The organism is Catellatospora tritici (assembly GCF_019083965.1).
Lineage (GTDB): Bacteria > Actinomycetota > Actinomycetes > Mycobacteriales > Micromonosporaceae > Catellatospora > Catellatospora tritici.
In genome coordinates, this window is the sequence record NZ_JAHRCY010000006.1 from 338468 (window position 1) to 361355 (window position 22888).

Genomic DNA, 22888 nt, shown 5'->3' on the forward strand with positions numbered 1-22888 from the left:
CCGTCCGCCTGTGCCCCGCGCGCTCGTCCGCATCCCGGCCGTGTGGGCCGGGATTTGGCTGCATTTTCGGGGAAAGTGCGGGAATCTTGGCTTGCTTTCGTGCAGTTTCCCCGAAACTGCAGCCACCTCCTGCGCGCCGCGCGGCGGTGCACGGCGGCACGGCGGCGCGGTGCGCGGTGCGCGGTGCGCGGGTCGGTGGTGTGGCGGCGCGGGAGGCGCCAGCCGAGTCGGTCGAGTCAGTCGAGTAGGCGGGTGCGTTTGAGGTCCATGCCGCCCAGGCCGAGTGGGATGTCGGGATCGGAGTGGGCGTCGGCGCCCGCGCAGACCACGTCCGAGGTGCTGGTCCGCTCGTGTTCACTGGCGAAGTCGGGCTCGTCGTCGGTCCCCGCCCCGAAGGCCTCTGGTCGTGGTTGCGGCTGCATACGGCCATTGTCCGTGCGTCCGCGCCGCCGCCGGGCGCTTCGGCGCGGCGTCACCTGATCGCCCCCATTCGCCATTTCACCTCACGTGACTCATCCGTCCTGTTCTGCCCGCCTCTGCGGCGGGTCCGGTGATCATGAGGTTGTGCCGCCGACACGCCGTCGAACCGTGCCACAAGTTCATGATCGGCGTGCGGGAGGGTACGGGGGTGGGGTGAGTGAGGGAGGAGAAGGGGTGAAAACGGGGTGTGGGGGTATGGGGAGGGGTAGTTTTGCGGGTCCACGGGGAACCTCGATGTGTTGAGGGGGGTGGATGCAAGTGCGGCAGGAGATGCTGGCGACGGGGGCTGGGGCGCCCGTGGTCACCGATCGGGCGCAGGCCGAAGGGTATGTCGCCAAGGTGTGCTTCAAAACCGGTCCGCCACGGGGGACCGGAGTCGAACTCGAATGGACGGTGCACCACCGCGAGGAACCGGCGCGGGCGGTGGACGCACAGACCCTGGCGCTGGCGCTGGGGGAGCACGCGCCGAGGACGCTGGTGGCCGACAGCCCGCAGACGCCGCTGGGGCGCGGCGGGGCGGTGACGCTGGAGCCGGGCGGCCAGGTGGAGATCTCGTCGCCGCCGTCGGACTCGCTGGCCGCGGTACTGGACGACACGGCGACCGACCAGCGGCAACTGGCGGCCCTGCTGGGCCGGGCCGGACTGGTGCTGGCCGGGCGCGGATGCGACGAGCACCGGGCCGGGCAGCGGATTCTTGACACGCCCAGGTATGCGGCGATGGAAGCGGTCTTCGACCGTTTCGGCCCGTACGGGCGGATGTGGATGTGCGGCACCGCGAGTGTGCAGGTGTGTCTGGACGCCGGGCTTCCCGGCCGAGTGGGTCCGCGCTGGCACGCGCTGCACGCGATCGGACCGGCGCTGGTGGCGTCGTTCGCGAACTCGTCCCGGCAGGCGGGCGTGGACACCGGCTGGGCCTCCGCCCGGCTGCGGGCGTGTCTGGCCGCCGATCCGGTGCGCAACGGACCCCCATCCGATCTGGACGGACACGTCGGCGACGAGCCCGATCTGATCGCCGCCTGGGCCAGGCGGGTGCTGGACACGCCCGTGCTGTGTGTACGGCGTCGCGGCGGTTCGTGGGCCGTCCCGCCGGGGCTCACCTTCGCCGACTGGATCGCGGGCGGGCTGACGCCGGCCCCGACCCTCGACGACCTGGACTATCACCTCAGCACCCTGTTCCCGCCGGTGCGGGCGCGGGGCTACTACGAGGTGCGTTACCTGGACATGCAGTCCGACGGCGACGGCAGCGGGGCCGACACCGCGTGGACGGTGCCGGTGGCGGTGGTGGCGGCGCTGTTCGCCCGGGAGGAGACCGTCGACACCGCGGCCGCGCTGGCCGCGCCGGCGGCGGGCCGCTGGGTGCAGGCGGCCCGGCACGGGCTGACCGACCCGACGATCGCGGCGGTGGCGCCGAGGTTGCTGGACCTGGCCTGCGCCGCTCTCGACGACACCGATCTGCCGCCGGACACCGTACGGGCGGTGCGCGCCGCGGTGCACCGCCGGCTCCAGCAGGGAGGCATCCGATGACGCAGGCAGGGGTACGCCCCGACCGACTGCGCGAGCACGCCGCGGCCGGACTGGACCGGGCGCGGGACCGCAGCATCGCGCTCACCGACGCCGTCGACGACGACGACCTGGTGCGCCAGCACTCGCCACTGATGTCACCGCTGGTCTGGGACCTGGCCCACGTGGGCAACCAGGAGGAGCTGTGGCTGGTGCGCGACGTTGGCGGCCGCGAGCCGATCCGCGCCGACATCGACAACCTGTACGACGCGTTCAAGCACCCCCGCGGCGACCGCCCCGCGCTGCCGCTGCTCGGCCCGGCCGAGGCCCGCGCCTACGTGCGCTCGGTCCGCGGCCAGGTGCTGGACCTGCTGGACACGGTCGACCTGGAAGGGCGTCCGCTGGTGGAGCAGGGCTTCGCCTTCGGCATGATCATCCAGCACGAGCAGCAGCACGACGAGACCATGCTCGCCACGCACCAGCTGCGTGAGGGCGATCCGGTGCTGGTGGCGGCGCCGCCGCCGGCGGCGGCGCGGCCGGTCGCGGGCGAGGTGGCGGTCCCGGGCGGTCCGTTCACCATGGGCACCTCGCTGGAGGCGTGGGCGCTGGACAACGAGCGCCCCGCGCACACCGTCGACGTGCCCGCGTTCTGGATCGACCGGGCGCCGGTTACCAACGGGCAGTACCAGGCGTTCATCGACGCGGGTGGGTATGACAACCCGCGCTGGTGGAGCCCGGCGGGCTGGGAGCACCGGCGCGCGGCGGGGCTGGCCCGGCCGATGCACTGGCACGTGGACGGCACGTACACGCGGTTCGGGCGCCGGGAGCCGATCGTGGCCGACGAGCCGGTGGTGCACGTGTGCTGGTACGAGGCGCAGGCCTACGCGGCCTGGGTCGGGCGGCGGCTGCCGACCGAGGCGGAGTGGGAGAAGGCGGCCCGGTTCGACCCGGCCACCGGGCGCTCGCGCCGCTTCCCGTGGGGCGACGACGACCCCGATGAACAGCACGCCAACCTGGGGCAGCGGCACCTGGCCCCGGCGCCGGTGGGGGCGTACCCGGCGGGGGCCTCGCCGTTGGGGGTGCACCAGCTCATCGGCGACGTGTGGGAGTGGACGTCGTCCACGTTCCGGGGCTACCCGGGCTTCACCGCGTTCCCGTACCGGGAGTACTCGGAGGTCTTCTTCGGAGACAACTACCGGGTGCTGCGCGGTGGGTCGTTCGGCACGGACCCGGCCGCGTGCCGGGGCACGTTCCGCAACTGGGACTACCCGATCCGGCGGCAGATCTTCAGCGGCTTCCGGACCGCCCGGGACGCCCGACCCGAGGAGGAGCTCGCCTGATGTGCCGCCACCTGGTCTATCTCGGCCCGCCGACGCCGCTCGCGGCGCTGCTGGTCGAACCTCCGTACGGCCTGGTGCACCAGTCCTGGGCGCCACGCGACATGCGCGGCGGCGGGACGATCAACGTGGACGGCTTCGGGGTGGGCTGGTTCACCCCGTCCGGCCCGGTCCGCTACCGGCGCGGGGTGCCGATCTGGGGCGACCAGAACTTCGGCGCGATCGCGCGGCAGACCATGGTCAGCGCGGCGCTGGCGGCGGTGCGCTCGGCCACCCCCGGCATGGTCGTCAACGACCAGGCGTGCGCGCCGTTCGGTGGCGAAGGCTGGTGGTTCAGCCTCAACGGCTTCGTCGCGGGCTGGCCCGACAGCGTGGCCAAGCTGGCCGAGCGCCTGCCCGTGACCGACCTGATGACGATGGACGCCCCGACCGACGCCGCGTTCCTGTGGGTGCTGCTGCGGCAGCGGCTGCGCGCGGGCTACACCCCGGCGGAGGCGGTGACGGCGACCGTGGCGGAGGTCGGTGCCAGCGCCGCCGGGTCACGACTGAACCTACTGCTGACCGACGGCGAGTGGGCGTACGCGACGACGTACGGGCACGCGCTGTCGGTGCGTCACGACCCCGGACGGGTGATCGTGGCCTCGGAACCGTTCGACGACGACTCCGGCTGGGTAGGGGTACCCGACCGCCGACTGGTGGTCGCGCACCCGGCCTCGTACACGGTGGAGGAGCTATGAGGATCGACGTACACCTGACCCCGGAAGACCTGACCGAGCAGCTGCGCGCCGACGCCCGAGCCGGGCTCACCGCGACACCGAAGTGGCTGCCGCCCAAGTACTTCTACGACGCGTACGGCAGCGACCTGTTCGAACGCATCACCGCCCTGCCCGAGTACTACCCGACCCGGGCCGAGCGGGAGATCCTGACCGCGCACGCGGCCGACATCGCCCGCGAGACCGGCGTGAAGACGCTGGTGGAGCTCGGTTCGGGCTCCTCGGACAAGACCCGGCTGCTGCTGGACGCGCTGCACGCCCACGGCACCCTGGGCCGGTTCGTCCCGCTGGACGTGTCGCAGCCCGCGCTGGCCGCCGCGACCGAGGCGATAGCCGCCGACTACTCCGACATCGAGGTGCACGCGATCGTCGGCGACTTCACCCGGGACCTGGACCGCATCCCTGGTGGGGGCAGCCGGATGGTCGTGTTCCTGGGCAGCACCATCGGCAACCTGAATCCGGGCGAGCGGGCGGCGTTCCTGCGGGAGCTGCGCGGGGCGCTGGAGCCGGGGGAGTGGCTGCTGCTCGGCACGGACCTGGTCAAGGACGAGCAGACCCTGGTCGCGGCGTACGACGACGAGCAGGGCATCACCGCCGAGTTCAACACCAACGTGCTGCGGGTGCTCAACCGGTCGCTGGGCGCCGACTTCGACCTGACCGCGTTCGACCACGTGGCGCTGTGGGATGCCCAGCACCGCTGGATCGAGATGCGGCTGCGGGCGCAGCGCGAGATGCGGGTGCACCTGCCCGCGCTGGACCTGGAGATCGAGTTCCGGCCGGGCGAGGAGCTGCGCACCGAGATCTCGGCGAAGTTCGACCGGCAGAGCGTGGCCACCGAACTGGCCGGGGCCGGGTTCACCATGCGCCAGTGGTGGACCGACCCGCAGGGCCGCTTCGGCCTCAGCCTCTCCCGCACCTCCGAACGCCCCACCCGCCACTGACGCCGACGGCGTCGGCGTCGGCGTCGGCGTCACCGCCGAGTTGCCGGGCAATCGGGCGTATGAGCGCGTCGATACCCCCCGATTGCCCGGCAACATCGCCGGGGTTGATCCGTCCGTTCCGGGCGGCTCGGCGGGCGGCGGGTGGTGGAATGTCGGGTATGGGGGACCCGCGACCAGGGCCGCCCCGCGCAGGCGCGGCTGACTTCCAGCTGACCGGTGCCGACTTCGCGGTCTGCGCGGGGGCGCTGGTCATCGGGCTGATCGACGAGCAGCTGAGCATCAGCCGCAACGGGCTGCTCGGCGACCGCTGGGCCGCCTCCGAACTGGTCACCGCGCTGGCCGGGGTGGTGCTGCTGTTCCGGCGGCGCTGGCCGCTGGCGATCACCGTGTTCGTGCTCGCCGCGCACCTGCTCGCGTTCACCCCGATCCCGTTCGCGGTGATGATGTACACCATGGGCACCGTGGCCCGCCGCTGGTGGCAGCTGGTGCTCCTGGCGTGCGTCGGGGTGGCGGTGCAGGCGCTGTCGGCGATCGAGGGGCTGATCGTCGACGTGCGCGCGTGGGCGTACACGCTGACCTTCGCGCTGGGCCCGCTCGTGCTCGGTTACGCCGCGGGCGTACGGCAGGATCTGGTGGTGAGCCTGCGCGAGCGCGCCGGTGACCTGGAACGCGAGCGCGACCTGATGGCACGGACGGCCCGGCGCGACGAACGGGCCCGGATCGCCCGCGAGATGCACGACGTGGTGGCGCACCGGGTCAGCAACATCGTGGTCACCGCCTCGGCGCTGCGACTGGGCCCGGCCGTGGCCGATCCCGAGGTGTCGGCCGAGGTGGAGCGCATCCGGGACGAGGGCCGCGCGGCGCTGACCGAGCTGCGCGGCATCCTCGGCCTGCTCAAGGGCGCTGGGGGCGAGGACGCGCCGCGTGCGCCGCAGCCCACCGCCGCCGACCTGCCCGAGCTGGTGGAGCGGGCACGACAGACCGGCCGGATGCCGGTCGCCTACGACGTCACCGGCTACCCGGAGCTGCTGGCCGATCCGGTGCAGCGGGCGGTGTACCGGTTGGTGCAGGAGGCGCTGACCAACGCGGTCAAGCACGCGCCGGGCGCGGCGGTGCGGGTGTCGGTGCGCTGTGCGGCGGACGGGGTGCACGCGGCGGTGGAGAACGACGCGCCGCGCGACCCGGGCCGCGAGCAGCTGCCCAGCGGCGGGCACGGGTTGATCGGACTGAGCGAGCGGGTGGCGTTGCTGGGTGGCCGGTTCGACGCGCAACCGCTGCCGGGCGGCGGGTTCCGGGTCAGCGCGATGATCCCACCGGTCGGGAGCGTGGCGGGGAGCCGTACATGATCAAAGTAATGATCGTCGATGACAATGACATCATCCGGCGCGGTCTGGCCACCATCATCGACGCCGACGAGGGCCTGCGGGTCGTCGCCGACGCCGGAGACGGGCGCAGCGCGGTTGAGGCAGCCCGCCGGATGCGGCCCGACATCGCCCTGGTCGACATCCGCATGCCGATCATGGACGGCCTGGCCGCCACTCGCGAGCTGCTGAAGCTGCCCGACCCGCCCAAGGTCATCATCCTGACCACGTTCCACACCGACGAGTACGTCGACGAGGCGATCCGCTCCGGCGCGGCCGGGTTCCTGCTCAAGGACTCTCCGCCGGAGGAGCTGGTGCGCGCGCTGTACGCGGTCGGGCAGGGCCACGCCATGCTCGACCCGGCCGTGACCCGCCAGGTCATCGACTCGCTGGCCGGGCGCTCGCCGCTGCTGTCGAGTGAGGAGAAGTCCCGCCTGGACGCGCTGACCCCGCGCGAGGTCGACGTACTGCGCCTGGTCGGCCGCGGCCTGTCCAACGCCGACATCGGCGCCGAGCTGTTCATGACCGAGGGCACCGTCAAGGGCTACGTCAGCGCCATCCTGACCAAGCTGGAAGCCGACAACCGCGTGCAGGCCGCCCGGCTCGCCTACCGCGCAGGCCTCGACGCGTAACCCCACTCCGCTCCGCCCCGGGGCAAGGAAGGGCACCTTCTTATCGCTTTCCGTAGCGGAAGGCCCCTTGTCAACGCCGAGATGGCAACGCCGAGACGGGATGAGGCGCGGCGGGCGGTGCCCCGGCTGAGGAGCCGGGGCACCGTGGGATGGGCGTGCGGAGGATGGTTCAGGCGGGGTCGGCGGCGGGCCAGATGGCGTCCACGATGCGCTGGCCGTCGGCGGCCTGGTCGCCGTACCGGTCGGGGAAGGCCGAGACCTGCACCTGCTGGCAGACGGCGCCGATCGGCGCGCGGTGCCAGCTGCCGTGCGGGTACAGCTCCTGCATGCGCCCCAGGAACGCGTCGGTGGCGTGCGCCGGGTCCATGATCTGGTTCGGCGTACCCCAGCCCGCCGACGGCCGCTGCTGGTACAGCCCGAGGCTGTCGTAGTCGACCGCCTCGGCGAAGTTGTTGATGTTGCCCTCGACGATCGCGGTGGTGACCGCGATGACCGCCGCCCGCCGGTCCAGGCCCAGCTTCTGCACCTCCCGTACGATCGCGCGGGCGCAGGAGGCCTGGTGGCCGCTGACGTGACCCTTCATGCCCTGGACGAGCTGTGCGTTGAGCGCGCGGGCCAGCGCGTGGTCGGTCCTGGTCACCCCCTTGTCCGAGCACGGCCGGGTCGGGATCTCGGCGGCGTGGGCGGTGCCGACCCGGAGCGACAGCACCAGCAGGACGGCGGCGAACAGGACGATCGCGGCGCCACGGGTGGCGCGCACGGCGGTATGACACACAGCGGTGTTCAACGGATCTCCCTCGACGGTTCGGCGCCACGACGGTGCGGATCGAACCCGACCCAGGCGATTCGCGCGGCGGGCTGCGGACGTAACCGCAGCGGTCTGCCATCCATCCTGCGGCCGGCTGCCGTTCGCCGAACCCGACGCCGGTCCGGACCTGTCCCCGACGAAAGTCAGGATCGCCGCCCGAGCCGGCCGCAGTTGAGAAGGGGCCCTTCTATCACGCAAAGCGATAAGAAGGTGCCCTTCCTTACACGGCGGCGGCGGATTTCATCGAGCGTTGACTTGTGGGGGTGGGTGGGCGTTAGAGTGGTGTCGTTAACGTTGTGTTCCCGCATTAGTTGCGAAAGCGCAAACACCATGGACGAACTGCCGCACGACCAGCTGGCCGAGGACATCGGCCTGTTCCGGCGCGCGATGATCCCGCAGTTCCTGCTGGGCATGCTGCGCCGGATGGGCGACGCCGAACCCAACCTCCTCCAGGTGGCGTCGCTGTACGTGCTCGACGGTGGCGCCCGCCCCACCGTCGGCGACCTCGCCGGGCAGCTCGGCCGGTCGACCTCGGTCACCAGCCGCCTGGTCGACCAGTTGGTGCGGCGCGGCTGGATCGAGCGCGCGGAGGACCTCGCGGACCGGCGGGCCAAGCGGCTGCGGATCACCCCCGCCGGGCGCGACTTCCTGCGCGGCTTCGAGCGGGTTCGCGCCCAGGCGCAGCGGGAGCTGATGACGTACCTGACCGATGCGGAACAGCGCCGCGTCGCCGAGGCGATGGCGCTGCTGGGCAAGGCTTCAAGGAGACACCTCGATGAGCGCGACGCTGACCCCCGCCACTGACCTGGTCCTCGACTTCGCCGAGATCGACGGCGGCATGCTCGCCGCGGTCGGCGGCAAGGCGGGCAACCTGGGCGAGCTGACCCGGGCCGGGCTGCCGGTGCCGCCCGGCTTCTGCCTCACCACGGAGGCGTACCGGCAGGCCACCGAGGCCGCCGACCTCAACGAGTTGTTCGACGCGCTGGAACACGCGGCGGCGACAGATGTCGCGGCGTTGACCGCGCTGGCCGCACGGGCCCGCGCGGCGGTGCTGGCCGCGCCGGTTCCGGCGGGGATCGCCGCCGCGGTGGCGGAGGGGTACGCCCGGCTGGGCGCGGACGCGCCCGTCGCGGTGCGCTCCTCGGCGACCGCCGAGGACCTGCCCTTCGCCAGCTTCGCCGGGCAGCAGGACACCTACCTGAACGTGGTGGGCGAGGCGGCGGTGCTGGACGCGGTGCGGCGCTGCTGGGCGTCGCTGTGGACCGACCGGGCCGTGGTCTACCGGGCCACCAACGGCATCGACGACCGGACGGTACGGCTGGCCGTGGTCGTGCAGCGCATGGTCGACTCGGCGGTGGCCGGGGTGCTGTTCACGGCCAACCCCGTCACCGGCCGCCGCCGTCAGGCGGTGATCGACGCCGCCCCCGGCCTGGGCGAGGCCGTCGTGTCCGGGGCGGTCAACCCCGACCACTTCGTCGTCGACACCGCGCGCGAGACGATCCTGCACCGGCGCCTGGGCGACAAGCGGCTGGCCGTACGCTCGCTGCCCGGTGGCGGCACCGAGCACGTCGCGCGGGCCGACGGCGCCGACGCCGCATGCCTCACCGACGCGCAGGTGCTGGCGCTGGCCCGGCTCGGCGACCGGGTCGAGACGCACTACGGCGCACCGCAGGACACCGAGTGGGCGGTCGACGGCGACGGGACGCTGTGGCTGACCCAGGCCCGTCCGATCACGACGCTGTACCCGCTGCCCGAGCATGCCCCCGCCCCCGAGGACGACCTGCGGGTCTACTTCTGCTTCAGCGTCGCGCAGGGTGTGTTCCGACCGATCACCCCGGCGGGCATGGCCGGGTTCCGGCTGATCGGCTCGGGGGCCGCGCGCCTGTTCGGCTTCCCGGTCGCCGATCCGCTGACCGGGCCGCCGCCGTTCACCGAGGCGGGGCGGCGCGTCTTCTTCGACGTCACCACCGCCGCGCGCAGCCGGGTGGGGCAGGCGCTGATCCCGAAGGTGCTGGGCGTGATGGAGGCCCGCTCGGCGGCGGTGTTCCGCGAGCTGTTCACCGACCCGCGCCTGTCGGTGACCCGGCCGTCGCGGCTGCCGTTCCTGCGCCGGGTGGGGCGGGTCGCGCTCCGGTACAAAGTGCCGCCGTACCTGGTGCATGCCCTGGTCAAGCCAGAGGTGGCCCGCGCGCGGGTGGAGCGGATCGACGCCGAACTCGACGTCCGGTTGGCCGCGCCCGCCGACCTCGCGGCCGAGCAGCGGCTGGACTGGATCGAGCGGCTGCTGGCGGACGAGGTGGCGCCGATGCTGCCGCGGATCCTGCCGGTGGCCGCGGCCGGGTTCGTCGCGCTCGGGCTGGCCGACCGGCTGCTCGGCACCGACGCGGGGACCGGCGAGCTGCAGGCGGTGCTGCGGGGCATCCCGCACAACGTCACCACGGAGATGGACCTGGAACTGTGGCACGTGGCGGTGCGGCTGCGGGCCGACGAGACGTCGGCGCGGGTGCTGCGTACCGAGAAGGTCGACGAGCTCGCCCACCGCTATGCCGCGGGAACCCTGCCGGACCTGGCCCAGGGCGAGCTCAAGAGCTTTCTGCGCCGGTACGGCCACCGCGCCGTCGCCGAGATCGACCTCGGCATGCCCCGCTGGGCCGACGATCCGCGCTACCTGCTCGGCGTGCTCGCCAACTACCTGCGGATGAGCCCCGAGGACAGCGCGCAGTCGTCCCCGGACCGGCTGTTCGCGCAGGGTGCCGCCGAGGCCGAGGCGCAGATCGAGACGTTGGCGGGGCGGGCGCGCCGTCGCGGACGGCTGCGGGCCCGGCTGGTGCGCGGGCTGCTGGCGCGGGCGCGGGCGTTGGCGGGCGTACGCGAGCTGCCGAAGTACTACCTGGTCCGGATCATCGCCGCCGCCCGCGCACAGTTGGGGCTGGTCGGCGAGCAGCTGTACCGGCAAGGGCGCCTCGACGAGCCCGGTGACGTGTACTTCCTGGACCTGGCCCAGGCGCGGGCCGGGCTGCACGGCACCGACCTGCGCGAGGCGGCCGCGCGGGCGCGCCAGGGCTACGACGAGGAGCTGCGCCGCCGCCACATCCCGCGCGTACTGCTGTCCGACGGCACCGAGCCGGAGGCGGGCATGCACGCGGCCGCGCCCGACGGCTCACTCGCGGGCACTCCCGCCTCGGCGGGGACCGTCACCGGCACCGCCCGGGTGATCCTCGACCCGGTTGGGGCGCACCTGGAACCCGGCGAGATCCTGGTCTGCCCGTCCACCGACCCCGGCTGGACCCCGCTGTTCCTCACCGCGGGCGGCCTGGTCATGGAGATGGGCGGCGCCAACTCCCACGGCGCCGTGGTCGCCCGCGAGTACGGCATCCCCGCCGTCGTCGGCGTCCCGAACGCCGTCGCCACCATCGCCACCGGCCAGCAGATAACCCTCAACGGCACCACCGGCACCGTCACCCCCGCCTAGCCGCACTACCGGTCGAGGGCGCGTTCGAGGGCGCGGTAGATCTTGCCGAACCGGGTTGCGTCGTCCAGGCGGAGCAGGAGGATCTGGGCGTGGGCGGTCTGGGCCCAGATCTCGTGGATGGCGTCGCCGCGGTCGTAGCTGTCGTCGATGCGGTGCAGCATCCACTCCCAGATCGCCGGGGCCGCGCCGAGCAGCAGGAGCACTGCGGCGAGCAGGAGCAGCGTGTTGCGGGGGACGTGCAGGCGGCCGACGGCCGAGGCGAGCTGGGACTCGCCGTACGCGGCGGCGGCGAAGGCACACAGCAGGATGAACCCGGCGAACACCGACAGGATCATGAGCAGGTTGAGGATGCCGCGCCCGGCGGTGCGTCCGCGCACCCGCCAGTCGGGCCGGACCTGCTTGTGCCACACGTAGTGCAGGTCGTCCAGGCGGAAGCGGCGGTCGCCGATGTGGACGTACGACGAGGTCACGAGCACCGTGTCGTCGCGATAGTAGGTGATCACAAACGCCTCCGCGCCGGGTACCCCTACAGCCTGGCGCATGGCCGCCGCGACGATCGTGAATGAATCAGGCGGGCGGCCGGGTGGCGCCGGTGTACGCCGCCGGGGCGGGCAGCCGTGGCTGGAGCAGCCGGGTCGCGGCGTCGGGCGGCAGCGGCCGCGACAGCAGATAGCCCTGGCCCAGGCGGCAGCCCAGCCGCCGCAGCGCCGCGCCCTGCTCCTCGGTCTCGATGCCCTCGGCGATGGCGACCAGGCCGAGCGAGTCGGCGATGGCCAGGATCGCCCGGACGATGCTCAGGTCCAGCTCGCCGCCGACCACGCCGCTGACGAACGACTTGTCGATCTTCAGGATCTCGATCGGCAGCCGCTTGAGGTAGGCCAGGTTCGAGTACGCGGTGCCGAAGTCGTCCAGCACCAGGTGCACCCCGGCCACCCCGAGCGCGGTGACGTAGTCGGTGACGTCGTGGCGCAGGTAGCTGTGCTCGGTGATCTCCAGCCAGATGTCGGTGGGGTCGAGCCCGGAGGCGCGGATGATGTCGATCGTCCGCTCGGCGGCCTGCGGCTGGTGCAGCTGCACCGGCGACAGGTTCACGCTCATGCCGATGCCGCGCCCCTGTGGCAGCTGGTGCCAGTCGCGCAGCTGGGCGCAGGCGTGTGCCAGCACCCACTCGCCGATCGCGGTGATCTGCCCGGAGTCCTCCGCCATCGGGATGAACACCTCCGGCGACACGGTGCCGTGGTACGGGTGCGTCCAGCGCAGCAGCGCCTCGAACGCCACGATCCGGTGCGTGTCGAGGGTGAAGATCGGCTGGTAGACGAGGTGGAGCTGGTCGCGGTCGAGGGCGTGCAGCAGTTCGGAGCGCAGGTCCAGCCGGTCGCGGGAGCGGTGCGAGGCGTCCTCGTCGAAGACCTCGACCTGGCCTCGGCCGCGGCCCTTGGCGACGTACATGGCGGCGTCGGCGTCGCGCAGCATGGCGGTGGGCGTGGTCTGGCCGCGGATGCCGAGCACCCCGCCGACGCTGGCCGACACGCGCACCTGCTCGCCCGCCACGACGTACAGGTCGTCGAGGTCCGCGCAGACCCGGGCGCCCACCTCGGCCACCTCGGCGAGCTGGCGGATGCCGTCGAGCACGATGACGAACTCGTCGCCGCCGAAGCGGGCCAGCAGGTCGTCGGGGCGGATGCTGCCGCGCAGCCGCTCGGCGACCTGCTGCAGCAGCTCGTCCCCGGCCTCGTGGCCGAGCAGGTCGTTGACGGCCTTGAACCCGTCCAAATCGCAGAAGAGCAGGCCGACCAGGGTCAGCTCGGGCCGCTGCAGCACCGCCTCCAGGTGGGTCACCAGGGCGCTGCGGTTGGCCAGGTTGGTCAGCGGATCGAGGGTGGCCCGCTGCTTGAGCGCGTGGTAGAGCTCGGCGTTGGTCATCGCCACGCCGAGGTGGTTGGCGAAGATCGTCATGATCTCGGTGGTACCGGGAGTGAAGCGCTCGCCCCGGTCGCGGGCGGCGTACAGCAGCGCCAGCGGGCCCTCCTCGCGCGGCACGGCCACGCTGAGCACGCCCGACTCCGATTCCGAGCCGGGCGGCCCGTCCACCCCGAACGGGTGCGGCCAGCCCGCGATCTCGTCGGCGCGCAGCCCCCGGTGCGCCCGCAGGTGTGCCTGCCCGTCCTCGACCATCTCGACCCAGGTCCGGTCGGCCGCGGTGAGCAGCAGCAGCTGGGCGGCGGCCTCGTCGAGCAGCGGTTCGAGCCGCAGGTGCCGGGTGAGCAGGTGGCCGTGGTGGGCCAGCCGCTCGATGACGGCGTTGCGTTCGCGTTCACGCAGCGTCAGGCACAACCGGGACGCCACCGAGTTGAGGATCGGCACGTCGGAGGTGGCGAACGGGATCGGGCTGGACCGGAACAGGATGATCAGGCTGTCGGCGTACCCGAAGACCGGCACCCAGGCGGCCGAGCGGATCCGCAGCGGCGTCACCGTGCCGGGCACGTCGGCGGCGCACAGGGCCACGTCGGTCTCGCCGTCGCCCCGGGTCACGGTGCGGCCCTCGGCCAGCGCATGCCGGGCCGCAGGCCCAGCGGGCCAGCTGTTCGTGTACGCCGGGTCGTCCTCCGGCAGCCCGCACGAGGCGGTCACGGCGAGCCGGTCGCCCTCGCGGCGCACCATGCACACCACGTCGGCGAAGAACACGTCCGACAGCACCGTGAGCAGGCGCTCGGTCATCTCCTCGGCGCTGGCGGGCTGGCCCAGCACCGACAGCAGCCGGATCAGCCGGGTGGTGTCGCGGTAGGCGTCGCGGGCGGCGTCGGAGGCCTGCGCGAGTCTGCGCCGCAGCTGCTCCGTCTCGGTCTCGGGGCGCCAGTCCATCCCCGCCTCACAGCGCGATCGCGGTCAGGGTGGCGTTGTGGTAGCCGGCGACCCGGGTGGTCCGGGCGAACTCGCCGTACGTGTAGAAGCCGAACGTGGTCATCTCCCCGGCCGCCTCCTGGATCATCGAGGCCTCGACCGGACCCTGCTCGGCCAGCACGTCCAGGCGCGCCACGCAGCTGAACGCGAGCAGCACCGACGGGTCACGCCCCACCACCGCCTCGTGCACCACGTCGTCGATGACGCCGAGCAGGTCGGCCGAGGTACAGGTGACGATCTGCACCGCCGCGTACGGCGGCAGCGGCGTGAACGTGCGCAGTCGCCCGTCGCCGTCGAGGTAGGCGCCGCGGATGAGCCGGGTACCGTCCGGCTCGATCAGCCCGAAGGCGTACGCCGACAGGTAGCCGGGCGCGGGGCGCACCAGCCCCGGCTTGCGCTGGGGCGCGTCGGGGTCGAAGTGCTCGCGGAACACGTCGGCCGCGGGACGCCCGCCGATCTCGCACACGACCTGCCCGTCGGTCTTGGTCACCAGCAGCGGCAGGCTGACCGCCTCCCAGCCGTGGTCGGCGACCACATTCAGCGGCCAGGGCGAGTCGACCCAGATCGCGACCGCGCCGCCGTCGGTGAGCAGCCGGTCGCCGTCGAAGACGCAGGTGCGCTCCAGCAGCCGGTCGTCGCCCGCGCTGCCGCCGACCACCGGCACCTTGGCCCCGACCACCTTGTGCACGCCGTTGAGCAGTTCCTGCTGGTGGCCGGAGAGGCCGGTGGCGAGCAGGATCATGGCCGCGTCGCGGTCGTGGCGGGGACCGGCGGCGGCGCGGGCCGCGCGGGCGAGCTGCTGGCCGGCCTGGGTCGCGTGTTCGCGGACGCCGGTGACCGAGGCGGTGCCGAAGCGGTAGCCGCCCGCCGTCAGGGCGAGCACCGACACGCCGGCGCCGGGGACGGTGAGGATGCCGTCCTGGAAGTGGCCGCTGGAGGTGGCGCCGACCAGCGGCGTGGGCGCGGTCAGCCGGCGCACCGTGTGCAGGAGCGCGGCCAGGTCGTAGCGGATCGAGGCGTACATGATGATCAGGGCGGGCTGGTCGTCGCCCAGCCCGGCCAGGGCAGCGGTGGCCGCCTCGGTGCCCGCCTGGACGCTGTCTGCCGCCGTGCTGGTGCCGACCGCCGCGCGCACCCGCAGCTCGCGCCGCTCGGACGACGTCACCGGCATGCGCGTGCCTTCCACCGCACCACCGGCCGGGGCGGCGAACTGCGGAACATCACATAGCGACCATAACGCGCGTACCGCCGTGTCAGCCAAGGATCGGCCCTGGTCAGCGCAGTAGCCCGGCCAGGGCCACGATCAACGGCCCGAGCAGCGGCAGCGCCACCGCCGAGAAGGCATAGACGATGGTGTACGACAGCAGCGGCGTCCCGTTGCCGCAGATCCGCTGCACTGTGGCCAGCGTCGGGGTGCTGCACTGCTGCCCCGCGACGCACCCGCAGGCCAGCGGCGCGGGCAGCTTCATCAGCCGGACCGCCAGCCACATTCCGGCCAGCGCGGGCAGCAGCGTGAGCAGCACCGCCGCCAGGGGCAGCGCCGGGCCGTACCGCCGGATGAGGTCGATCGCGGCCGGGCCCGCGCCCAGGCCCACCGCGGCCACGAAGGTGGCCAGGCCGTAGTCCTTGATCACCGCGGCCGCGGCGGGGTGGTACTGCCCGAACGTGGGTCGCCGGGCCCGCAGCCAGCCGAACAGCAGCCCGCTGAGCAGGCAGCCGCCGCCGATGCCCAGCGACAGCGGCACCGGGCCCAGCGGCGCCGTCACCCGCCCGAGCAGCATCCCGGCCACCACGCCCAGCGCGATGAAGCTCAGGTCGGCCTTGACCGTCGGGTCGATCCGCACCCCGAGCCTGGGCACGTGCGTCTCCAGGTCGTGCGGGGTGCCGGTCAGGTGCAGCGTGTCGCCGACGTGCAGGCCGGTCGCGGGCCGCACCGGCAGCGCGTGCTCCATCCGGGACAGGCCGGTGACGAAGACGCCGTGGCGGTCCCGGGCCGGAATCTCCTCGTGCAGGCGCGCCAGCGTCCAGCCCCGGTAGCGCGGGTCGGTGATGACCACGGAGGCGCTGTCCAGGCTCAGCGGATGGGCGCCGGCACCGGTCGTCTCCGGGCCGAGCACCCGCTCGCCGAGCAGCAGATCCGCGCGGCTGCCGACCACCAGCACGCGGTCGGCGGGGCGCAGCACCGTCTCGGCGTCGTACGGCACGAGGTCGCCGTCGCGGCGCAGCCGCTCGATCGCGCACTCGCCACCCAGTTCCGTCTCGACCTGCTCCACCGTCCGGCCACTGCCCGCCTGGATCTCGAAGATCCGCCCGACCAGGCCGGGCACGGCCGGGGTGCCCGGATCGTCGCGGTCGCCGAGCGTGCCCAGCAGCGCCTCGGCCTCGCGGCGCAGGTCCAGCCCGAACAGCTTCGGGCCGAGCTGCCCGGTGAACACGATCAGCGTGATCAGGCTGCAGATGTACGCCACCGAGTAGGTCGTGGCCAGCTCGACCTGCAGCTCCTGCCGCCGGGCGAGGGGCAGCGGGAGTGATCCGATCGCCTCGCCCGCGGTGCCCAGCGCGGCCGACGCGGTGGTGCTGCCCGCCGCCAGCCCGGCCGCGGTGCCCTGGTCCAGTCGCAGCACGACGGTGGCCACACAGACCAGCACGATCAGCAGGCCCAACTGCACCGCGGTGAAGGACGCGTACCGCAGGCTGTGCGCGTTGAGGCTGGAGAAGAACGACGGCCCGGCCATGTAGCCGAGCGTGAAGATGAACAGCGCGAACGCGATGTCGCGCACTTCGCGGTTGAGGGTGACGCCGCCGATCATGCCGATCAGCAGCGCGACGATCAGGGTGCCGGCGGTTCCGCCGATGTCGACGCCCCAGAACCGGATCCGACCCAGCGCGAAGCCGAGTCCCAGGGACAGGAACAGCGCCAGCTCGGGCATCGAGCGCAGGAGCTGGGCCGACCAGTCGAACACCGCCTCATATTAGGACAAATGCCCAACCCGGTTACGGCATCTCCTCGGTCTCGCTCCGGGCCACCTCGGCGAAGGCCGCCGTCAGGTACGGCTCCAGCGGCTCGCCCGCCCCGGCCAGCAGGTGTGCCAGCAGCAGGATCGCGTGCCGGTCCAGCAGCTTCGGGTCGGGCTTGCGCGGGACCTCGGCCGTATCGTGCACGCCCAGCGCCCCGGTAAGCACCGTGACCAGGGTGTCCACGTCCAGGTCGGTCCAGGCCATCGCGTCGCGGGCGCACTGCTCGAACAGCGCCTGCACGTCCTCGCCGGACAGGCCGTCGGGGTGCAGCCGCTCGATCAGCAGCCGCACCGCCTCGCCCAGCACCACGCCGACCTGCGCCTGGTCGCACCCGGCGAGCCGGGCCGCGGCCGCGTCCAGCTCGGCGTCGTCGCGGGCGCGGGCGGCGGCCACCGCGTCGGCGGTGGCCGCGGCGATCGCGCGGGCCGGTGCGGGCAGGCGGCGCCAGGGCGTGCTCACGGTCATACCCGGGATGCTTTCACGCCCTGGCGGCCGCCGCCGGTCAGGAGGGGTTGGCCGAGCGCAGCGAGATCGCCTTGAGGAAGATCTCGCCGATCTTGGCCGGGTCCTTGGCCTGGAACACGCCGCCACCGGTGAGCTTGGTGATCTGCTGCAGCGGCGCCGGGTTGATCTTGTCGCCGATGGCGAGGATGACCACCTGGATCGGCCGGTTGGGGTCGGCCTTGTCCTTCAGCGCGGCCAGCAGCTGCTCCAGCGAGACGCCGTTGTCGTCGTCGTTGTCGCCGTCGGTCATCATCACCACGGAGTTGACCCGGCCCGGATCCCAGTCCCGCTGCACCGTCTCGTACGCGGCGAGGATCGTGTCGTAGAGGCCGGTGTCGCCGTCGGGCTTCGGCGTGATCGAGCCCAGCGTGGCCAGCATCTGGTTGCGCTGCTGCGACAGCTGTCCGATCGGCAGCAGCTGCTTGTAGTCGCGATCGCCCTGCAGCTTCGTCGAGAACGTCCACAGGCCGACCGCCCACGAGTCGTCGAACAGGCCCAGGCCGCGACGTGCCGCCTCCAGCGTCACCTGCGCCCGGGTCGCGCCGCCCGCGGTGGCGACCCGCTCCAGCATCGAGCCGGACACGTCGATCACCGCCAGCATCCGGGCCGGCAGCGTCACGGCCACCCAGGTGGACAGGGCCCGGTCGACCGCGGCCACGGTCGCGGCGGGGCTCGGCGTGGCGGCGGGGTTCGGCGACGCGGCGGCCGGGGCGCCCTTCGGGGTCGCCAGCGCCGTGCCGTACGTGCCGTCGGCGGCGCGCAGGCCCAGCCCGGCCAGCCGGTCCCGGAAGGCGGGCTGGCGCAGCTCGTCGAGCAGCCGCTGGGCCACCCCGGCCTTGGTGGCGGGCAGGCCGGGCATCACCGCGTACGGGAAGGTCAGGGCCGTCGGGGCGGGCTCCAGGTACAGCGCGGCCAGCGGCACCGGCGGCTTGGTCGCGTTGTAGTGGATCACGGCTTGCTCCGACAGCGAGGCCGCGCTCAGCGCCGACTTCAGCGCCGCCGGGTCCTTGCTGCGCGGGAAGCGCGCCAACAGATCGTCACGCAGCACCGACCGGCCGGAGGCCAGCGCCCGCAGCGCTCCGGTCGCGGCGGCCTGGGAGTTCGCGCCGGTGCTGGCAGCGGCGCCCAGCGCCAGCAGCCCCGACAGGCCCGCGGCGTCCCGGGTCGGCTCGACGATGCCCACCCGCAGGCCAGTGCCCGAGGTCATCGCCTGCAGCAGCGTGGTCCAGGTCGGCGTCTTGGCGGGCCAGCCCAGGGTGGCCGCGATCGGCTCGGGCATGGCGACCACGACCGGACTGCGCGCGATCGAGGGCGCCTGCGCGACCTGGAAGTTGGGGGCGGCGGTGGTCAGGCGGGCCAGCCAGGTGGCGGAGTCGGGCACCCACACGTCCGGGATCTGGGTGTTGCCGCTGGGCTGGCCGATGCCGGTCAGCGACACGCTGTTGAGGTCGGCCAGCGCCGCCGCCATGTCGGCGGGCTCGACCATGGTCACCTCGATCGCGACGCACTTGCCGTCCACCGCGATCTTCTGCTGGTTCACCGAGTCGGCGGTCGCGCGCAGCGCGTCGACGATGTCGGCGGAGGCGGCCACGCTCAGTGGCGCCTCGCCCTCGCACGAGGGGGCGTTCAGCTCCCGGTAGACCAGGAAGGAACCGACCAGTACCAGACCCGCCGCGGCGATCGCGGCGGTGACTCGCAGGGCGGTGTTACGTCGGGGATCACGATGACGACCAGGCACAAGGTCCTATGTTTCGTGACTGTGACGTGCTCTCGCCACATACGTTCGGCCATATGTTACTCGTCAGGAAACAAAGAGTTTCCATATTTGCGCGCGGCCGGCTGTGCCGGAACTCGCCGAACGGCCTAACCCGCAGGGGTGTTCGCGCGTTGGGCTCGGTGACGGACCGGTCGACCGGCCCCGATCCCCCCGAAACCCGGCAGGAGGTGCGCCGATGTGGGCGACACTGCGGCCCCCGACCCGCCGCCGTCGCGGTGTGGACGCGACGGCGCGCCCGCTCTCCACCGAATGGCCCGAACTGCCTGCTTTCGAGACGGTCGACCGGCTCGAGGCAGACCAGGACGGCCATGATCTCGGCCACGATGTGGCCGCGGACCAGTGGGACGACGGGACCGCGCCGGTGGCGGACGCCGGGCCGCGCACCGTCGCGCGGTTGCTCAGTTTCAGCCCGCACCCGCCCAAGCGAGACCGACTGTGCGTCGACACCGCCGCGCTGCTGCGGCCGTTGCTGCGCGCCGGGGTGATCGACTCGTGGGCCACCGACCACACGTACCCGACCCACCGGGCATGGCGGCTCATCCCTTCCCGGCTCGCCGTCACCGGCCAACTCCCGCTCGACGGGTACGTCGAACCCGACGGCGGCATCACCCTGTTCACTCTCGACGACGCTTTCCGTCAGCCGCCGCTGAGCATGCTCGACTGGATCCTCGACTGGACCAACGGCGGCCGCCTGGCCAGCCACTGGTGGACCACCGCCGTCCACGTCACCGCCACCGCGGGCCTCCCCACCGCCGGCACCGTCCGCGCCTGACCTCAACCTGGCGCCCGCCTCCGCGGGCGCGGCACGCTCGTCTTTCAGGCGGCGTCTTCCCTCGTCGCTGCCGGGCCTTCGGCCCGGTCACGCTCCTCAGTCCAGACGCCGCCGGCGAGCGTGTGGGCGGGTGCCACTTTTCTGAGGCTGCAGTCGATCATGGGCGCGAGGCGACGCGACGCGTTCCATCGCCCGTGCCACGCCCGCCACCCGGCCACGCGATCATGCGGGCGGTGCGACGGGCGTGGCGGCGGGCTGTGTGCGGGGTCAGTGGGGGTCGCCCGTCCAGGCGGGGAGGGGTTCGCGGGCAGCCAGCCAGGACGGGGGAATGGCGTCCAGGCCGGTGCGGGCGGCGATGATGCCGCCGACGATGGCGCAGGTGGTGTCGATGTCGCCGCCCGCCGACGCGGTCGCCCACAGGGCCTCGGGCAGGTCGTCCAGGTGTCGGGCGGCGCACCAGAGGGCGTACGGCACCGTGTCCTGCGCGGAGATCAGTCGCCCGCAGCCGACCTCGCCCGCCACCCAGGTCGGCGCGAGGCTGAACCGCAGCCGGGCCACCCGACGCAGCCGTGCGGCCACCTCGCCGTCGGGCGTACGCGCCGCGACCGCGTCGAGCAGCTCGTCGGCCGCGACCCCGCGCACCGCCAGCGCCGCCGCGACGGCGACCGCCACCGCCCCGGCCACCGCCTCCGGGTGTGCGTGCGTGACCCGCGCCGAGAGCATCGCCTGGGCGGCGACTCGGTCCAGGTCGGCGGCGAACCACACGCCCAGCGGCGCCACGCGCATCGCCGCGCCGTTGCCCCACGAGCCCTGCCCGCCGAACTGGCGCGCAGTCACCGACGACCAGTGCTCGCCCTCCTGGACCGCCCGCAGCACGCCGTGCATGGACGGCCCGTAGTTGCGGTACGGGTCGGCGTCGTACGCGTCGGCGAAGGCGGCGGCAAGCGTGTCCTGGTCGACCTCGCCCTGCTCGACCAGCATCCGGGTCAGCGTGAGTGCCATCGCGGTGTCGTCGGTCCACGGCCAGCGGCCGTCACTGAGGGCGCGGTCGGCGATGAGCTGCTCCACCCGGTCGGCGGGCTTGAAGAACCAGGTTTCGCCGAAGGCGTCACCGAGGGCGAGTCCGTGCAGGGAGGTCAGAGTCGGTACGAGCTGGGTCACCGGTTCATCGTCACCGCTCGGGCAACCGGTTTTGGCTCAGGCGGGGGTCTTCGCCGCGTCGTAGCGGGCGCGGGCCTGGGCGACGTCGTCCATGCGTGCCTGGGTCCACCGGCCGAGGGCGCGGACCTGCGTGGCGGCCTCGTGTCCCAGCTCGGTGAGGGAGTAGTCGACGCGCGGCGGGATGACGGGCTTGGCGTCGCGGTGCACCATTCCGTCGCGCTCCAGGGTCTGCAGCGTCTGGGTGAGCATCTTCTCGCTGACGCGGCCGACCGCGCGGCGCAGCTCGCCGAAGCGGCGCGGGCCCTCCAGCAGCTCGATCAGCACCAGCACGCCCCAGCGGCTGGTGAGGTGCTCGAGCACCAGCCGGTACGGACACAGGCTCTCCGCCGAGTTGTTGGACACCGAACCGCTGCTCACCACACTTACCGCCATACCAGTACCTTACTTCAAAGTGGGTACTGATCAAACGGTTAGTGACCGCCTAGGGTGGAAGGACAGGACCGTTTGACAGGGAGATTTCCGTTATGAGCATTGTCGTCACCGGGGCCACCGGACAGCTCGGCCGCCACGTCGTGGACGGGTTACTGGCGCGCGTTCCGGCCGACCAGGTCACCGCCGTGGTCCGGGATCGGGAGCGGGCCGCCGCGCTCGCCGACCGCGGGGTGCGGCTGCACGTGGCCGACTACGACGCGCCCGAGACGTTCGCGGGGCTGTTCGCGGCGGGGGACCGGGTGCTGCTCATCTCGGGCAGCGAGGTCGGCAAGGACCGGGTGGGCCAGCACCGGACGGTGGTCGAGGCGGCCGCGGCGGCGGGGGTCGGGCTGCTGGCGTACACCAGCGCGCCGGGGCGGCTGACGGCGGCGCTGGCCGACGACCACCGAGCCACCGAGCAGGTCGTGCTCGGATCCGGGCTGCCGTACACGCTGCTGCGCAACAACTGGTACCACGAGGTCTACACGGGCAACCTGGCTCCGGTGCTGGCGCACGGCGCCGTGGTCCAGGCGGCCGGGGACGGTCGGGTCGCCTCGGCCGCGCGGGCCGACTACGCGGCGGCCGCCGTCGCGGTGCTCACCGGCGACGGCCACGAGAACCGCACGTACGAGCTCAGCGGCGACACCGCGTGGAGTTTCGCCGAGTACGCCGCCGAACTGGGCCGCCAGACCGGCCGGGAGATCGGCTACTCCAACGTGGCACCCGACGTCTACCGGGGCATCCTGGTCGGCGCGGGCCTGCCGGAGATGTTCGCGACGATTCTGGCCGAGGTCGATGTCGCGGTGGAGCAGGGGGAACTGGCCGAGACCAGCGGCGACCTGTCCCGTCTGATCGGCCGTCCGACCACGCCACTGGCCGAGGCCGTCACCGCGGCGCTGCGCGGCTGACCCCGGTTACGCCAGTGGCGGCACCACCCGTGACCGGGTCGGTGCCGCCACTGGTCTCGATCGGTGGACGGC

At 73.1% G+C, this 22888-nt stretch carries 20 protein-coding genes; 10 read left to right on the forward strand and 10 right to left on the reverse strand.

The genetic code is table 11. The features are described 5' to 3' along the window. Positions 1 to 236: 236 nt before the first annotated feature. Positions 237 to 422 carry a hypothetical protein gene (locus KUA19_RS16285; protein ID WP_217396840.1) on the reverse strand — a complete coding sequence of 62 codons (186 nt, stop codon included), beginning with the start codon at positions 420 to 422 and terminating at the stop codon, positions 237 to 239. 310 nt (positions 423 to 732) lie between these two features. On the opposite strand from KUA19_RS16285, the gene KUA19_RS16290 reads away from it, so the two are divergent. The 6 genes from KUA19_RS16290 (at position 733) to KUA19_RS16315 (ending at position 7024) form a co-directional block, all read left to right on the forward strand. After that, on the forward strand, positions 733 to 2004 hold the full coding sequence (locus KUA19_RS16290) for a glutamate-cysteine ligase family protein (protein ID WP_254549453.1): 1272 nt from the start codon (positions 733 to 735) through the stop codon (positions 2002 to 2004). Beyond that, entirely contained in the window at positions 2001 to 3320 is a 1320-nt protein-coding gene (gene egtB, locus KUA19_RS16295) for an ergothioneine biosynthesis protein EgtB (protein WP_217396841.1), read from the forward strand. The genes KUA19_RS16290 and egtB overlap by 4 nt, the downstream gene beginning before the upstream one ends. After that, positions 3320 to 4054, forward strand: coding sequence for an ergothioneine biosynthesis protein EgtC (gene egtC / locus KUA19_RS16300; protein ID WP_217396842.1), 735 nt, complete (start codon positions 3320 to 3322; stop codon positions 4052 to 4054). Before egtB ends, egtC begins: the two co-directional genes overlap by 1 nt. After that, positions 4051 to 5031, forward strand: a complete 981-nt coding sequence (egtD, locus tag KUA19_RS16305; protein WP_217396843.1) for an L-histidine N(alpha)-methyltransferase — start codon at positions 4051 to 4053, stop codon at positions 5029 to 5031. The genes egtC and egtD overlap by 4 nt, the downstream gene beginning before the upstream one ends. Positions 5032 to 5189: 158 nt before the next feature. Beyond that, positions 5190 to 6377 carry a sensor histidine kinase gene (locus tag KUA19_RS16310; protein WP_217396844.1) on the forward strand — a complete coding sequence of 396 codons (1188 nt, stop codon included), beginning with the start codon at positions 5190 to 5192 and terminating at the stop codon, positions 6375 to 6377. Next, positions 6374 to 7024, forward strand: coding sequence for a response regulator (locus tag KUA19_RS16315; protein WP_217396845.1), 651 nt, complete (start codon positions 6374 to 6376; stop codon positions 7022 to 7024). Before KUA19_RS16310 ends, KUA19_RS16315 begins: the two co-directional genes overlap by 4 nt. A gap of 169 nt (positions 7025 to 7193) precedes the next feature. Here KUA19_RS16315 and KUA19_RS16320 read toward each other — a convergent pair whose 3' ends face one another. Beyond that, the gene (locus KUA19_RS16320) at positions 7194 to 7784 is read right to left on the reverse strand and encodes a hypothetical protein (protein WP_217396846.1); all 591 of its coding nucleotides are present in this window, start codon (positions 7782 to 7784) and stop codon (positions 7194 to 7196) included. Between the two features lie 378 nt (positions 7785 to 8162). Between KUA19_RS16320 and KUA19_RS16325 the strand changes: the two genes are divergently transcribed. Both KUA19_RS16325 and KUA19_RS16330 read left to right on the forward strand, forming a co-directional pair. Next, entirely contained in the window at positions 8163 to 8636 is a 474-nt protein-coding gene (locus KUA19_RS16325; RefSeq protein ID WP_217396847.1) for a MarR family winged helix-turn-helix transcriptional regulator, read from the forward strand. Next, a complete protein-coding gene (locus KUA19_RS16330) occupies positions 8608 to 11304 on the forward strand; it encodes a PEP/pyruvate-binding domain-containing protein (protein WP_217396848.1) in 2697 nt (898 codons plus the stop codon). Before KUA19_RS16325 ends, KUA19_RS16330 begins: the two co-directional genes overlap by 29 nt. A 5-nt stretch (positions 11305 to 11309) precedes the next feature. Here the strand turns inward: KUA19_RS16330 and KUA19_RS16335 are convergent, their stop codons facing one another. The 6 genes from KUA19_RS16335 to KUA19_RS16360 form a co-directional block, all read right to left on the reverse strand. Next, positions 11310 to 11807, reverse strand: a complete 498-nt coding sequence (locus KUA19_RS16335) for a DUF6232 family protein (RefSeq protein WP_217396849.1) — start codon at positions 11805 to 11807, stop codon at positions 11310 to 11312. Positions 11808 to 11871: 64 nt separating this feature from the next. Then, the gene (locus tag KUA19_RS16340) at positions 11872 to 14166 is read right to left on the reverse strand and encodes a putative bifunctional diguanylate cyclase/phosphodiesterase (RefSeq protein WP_217396850.1); all 2295 of its coding nucleotides are present in this window, start codon (positions 14164 to 14166) and stop codon (positions 11872 to 11874) included. Positions 14167 to 14173: 7 nt separating this feature from the next. Beyond that, complete coding sequence (locus KUA19_RS16345) at positions 14174 to 15391, reverse strand: FIST signal transduction protein (RefSeq protein WP_217396851.1); 1218 nt, start codon at positions 15389 to 15391, stop codon at positions 14174 to 14176. An 88-nt stretch (positions 15392 to 15479) separates the two neighbouring features. Then, positions 15480 to 17168, reverse strand: a complete 1689-nt coding sequence (locus tag KUA19_RS16350) for an aspartate-alanine antiporter-like transporter (protein WP_308167467.1) — start codon at positions 17166 to 17168, stop codon at positions 15480 to 15482. A gap of 31 nt (positions 17169 to 17199) precedes the next feature. After that, the gene (locus tag KUA19_RS16355) at positions 17200 to 17688 is read right to left on the reverse strand and encodes a hypothetical protein (RefSeq protein WP_217396852.1); all 489 of its coding nucleotides are present in this window, start codon (positions 17686 to 17688) and stop codon (positions 17200 to 17202) included. Positions 17689 to 17725: 37 nt separating this feature from the next. Further along, on the reverse strand, positions 17726 to 19465 hold the full coding sequence (locus tag KUA19_RS16360) for a VWA domain-containing protein (protein ID WP_308167468.1): 1740 nt from the start codon (positions 19463 to 19465) through the stop codon (positions 17726 to 17728). A gap of 214 nt (positions 19466 to 19679) precedes the next feature. Between KUA19_RS16360 and KUA19_RS16365 the strand changes: the two genes are divergently transcribed. After that, entirely contained in the window at positions 19680 to 20276 is a 597-nt protein-coding gene (locus tag KUA19_RS16365; RefSeq protein ID WP_217396853.1) for a hypothetical protein, read from the forward strand. Positions 20277 to 20543: 267 nt separating this feature from the next. On the opposite strand, the gene KUA19_RS16370 is transcribed toward KUA19_RS16365, so the two are convergent. Then, on the reverse strand, positions 20544 to 21437 hold the full coding sequence (locus KUA19_RS16370; RefSeq protein ID WP_217396854.1) for an ADP-ribosylglycohydrolase family protein: 894 nt from the start codon (positions 21435 to 21437) through the stop codon (positions 20544 to 20546). A gap of 36 nt (positions 21438 to 21473) precedes the next feature. Continuing rightward, positions 21474 to 21869, reverse strand: coding sequence for a winged helix-turn-helix transcriptional regulator (locus tag KUA19_RS16375; protein WP_217396855.1), 396 nt, complete (start codon positions 21867 to 21869; stop codon positions 21474 to 21476). Between the two features lie 92 nt (positions 21870 to 21961). On the opposite strand from KUA19_RS16375, the gene KUA19_RS16380 reads away from it, so the two are divergent. Beyond that, entirely contained in the window at positions 21962 to 22816 is an 855-nt protein-coding gene (locus KUA19_RS16380; RefSeq protein WP_217396856.1) for an NAD(P)H-binding protein, read from the forward strand. Positions 22817 to 22888 lie beyond the last annotated feature (72 nt).

Excerpts from the sequence above, each read along its gene's own strand:
- egtD (WP_217396843.1), top strand. The coding sequence starts at position 4,051 with ATGAGGATCGACGTACACCTGACCCCGGAAGACCTGACCGAGCAGCTG.
- KUA19_RS16325 (WP_217396847.1), top strand. The coding sequence starts at position 8,163 with ATGGACGAACTGCCGCACGACCAGCTGGCCGAGGACATCGGCCTGTTC.
- KUA19_RS16375 (WP_217396855.1), bottom strand. The coding sequence starts at position 21,869 with ATGGCGGTAAGTGTGGTGAGCAGCGGTTCGGTGTCCAACAACTCGGCG.
- KUA19_RS16380 (WP_217396856.1), top strand. The coding sequence starts at position 21,962 with ATGAGCATTGTCGTCACCGGGGCCACCGGACAGCTCGGCCGCCACGTC.
- KUA19_RS16315 (WP_217396845.1), top strand. The coding sequence starts at position 6,374 with ATGATCAAAGTAATGATCGTCGATGACAATGACATCATCCGGCGCGGT.
- egtB (WP_217396841.1), top strand. The coding sequence starts at position 2,001 with ATGACGCAGGCAGGGGTACGCCCCGACCGACTGCGCGAGCACGCCGCG.
- egtC (WP_217396842.1), top strand. The coding sequence starts at position 3,320 with ATGTGCCGCCACCTGGTCTATCTCGGCCCGCCGACGCCGCTCGCGGCG.
- KUA19_RS16310 (WP_217396844.1), top strand. The coding sequence starts at position 5,190 with ATGGGGGACCCGCGACCAGGGCCGCCCCGCGCAGGCGCGGCTGACTTC.
- KUA19_RS16330 (WP_217396848.1), top strand. The coding sequence starts at position 8,608 with ATGAGCGCGACGCTGACCCCCGCCACTGACCTGGTCCTCGACTTCGCC.
- KUA19_RS16340 (WP_217396850.1), bottom strand. The coding sequence starts at position 14,166 with ATGGACTGGCGCCCCGAGACCGAGACGGAGCAGCTGCGGCGCAGACTC.
- KUA19_RS16285 (WP_217396840.1), bottom strand. The coding sequence starts at position 422 with ATGCAGCCGCAACCACGACCAGAGGCCTTCGGGGCGGGGACCGACGAC.
- KUA19_RS16365 (WP_217396853.1), top strand. The coding sequence starts at position 19,680 with ATGTGGGCGACACTGCGGCCCCCGACCCGCCGCCGTCGCGGTGTGGAC.
- KUA19_RS16290 (WP_254549453.1), top strand. The coding sequence starts at position 733 with ATGCAAGTGCGGCAGGAGATGCTGGCGACGGGGGCTGGGGCGCCCGTG.
- KUA19_RS16355 (WP_217396852.1), bottom strand. The coding sequence starts at position 17,688 with ATGACCGTGAGCACGCCCTGGCGCCGCCTGCCCGCACCGGCCCGCGCG.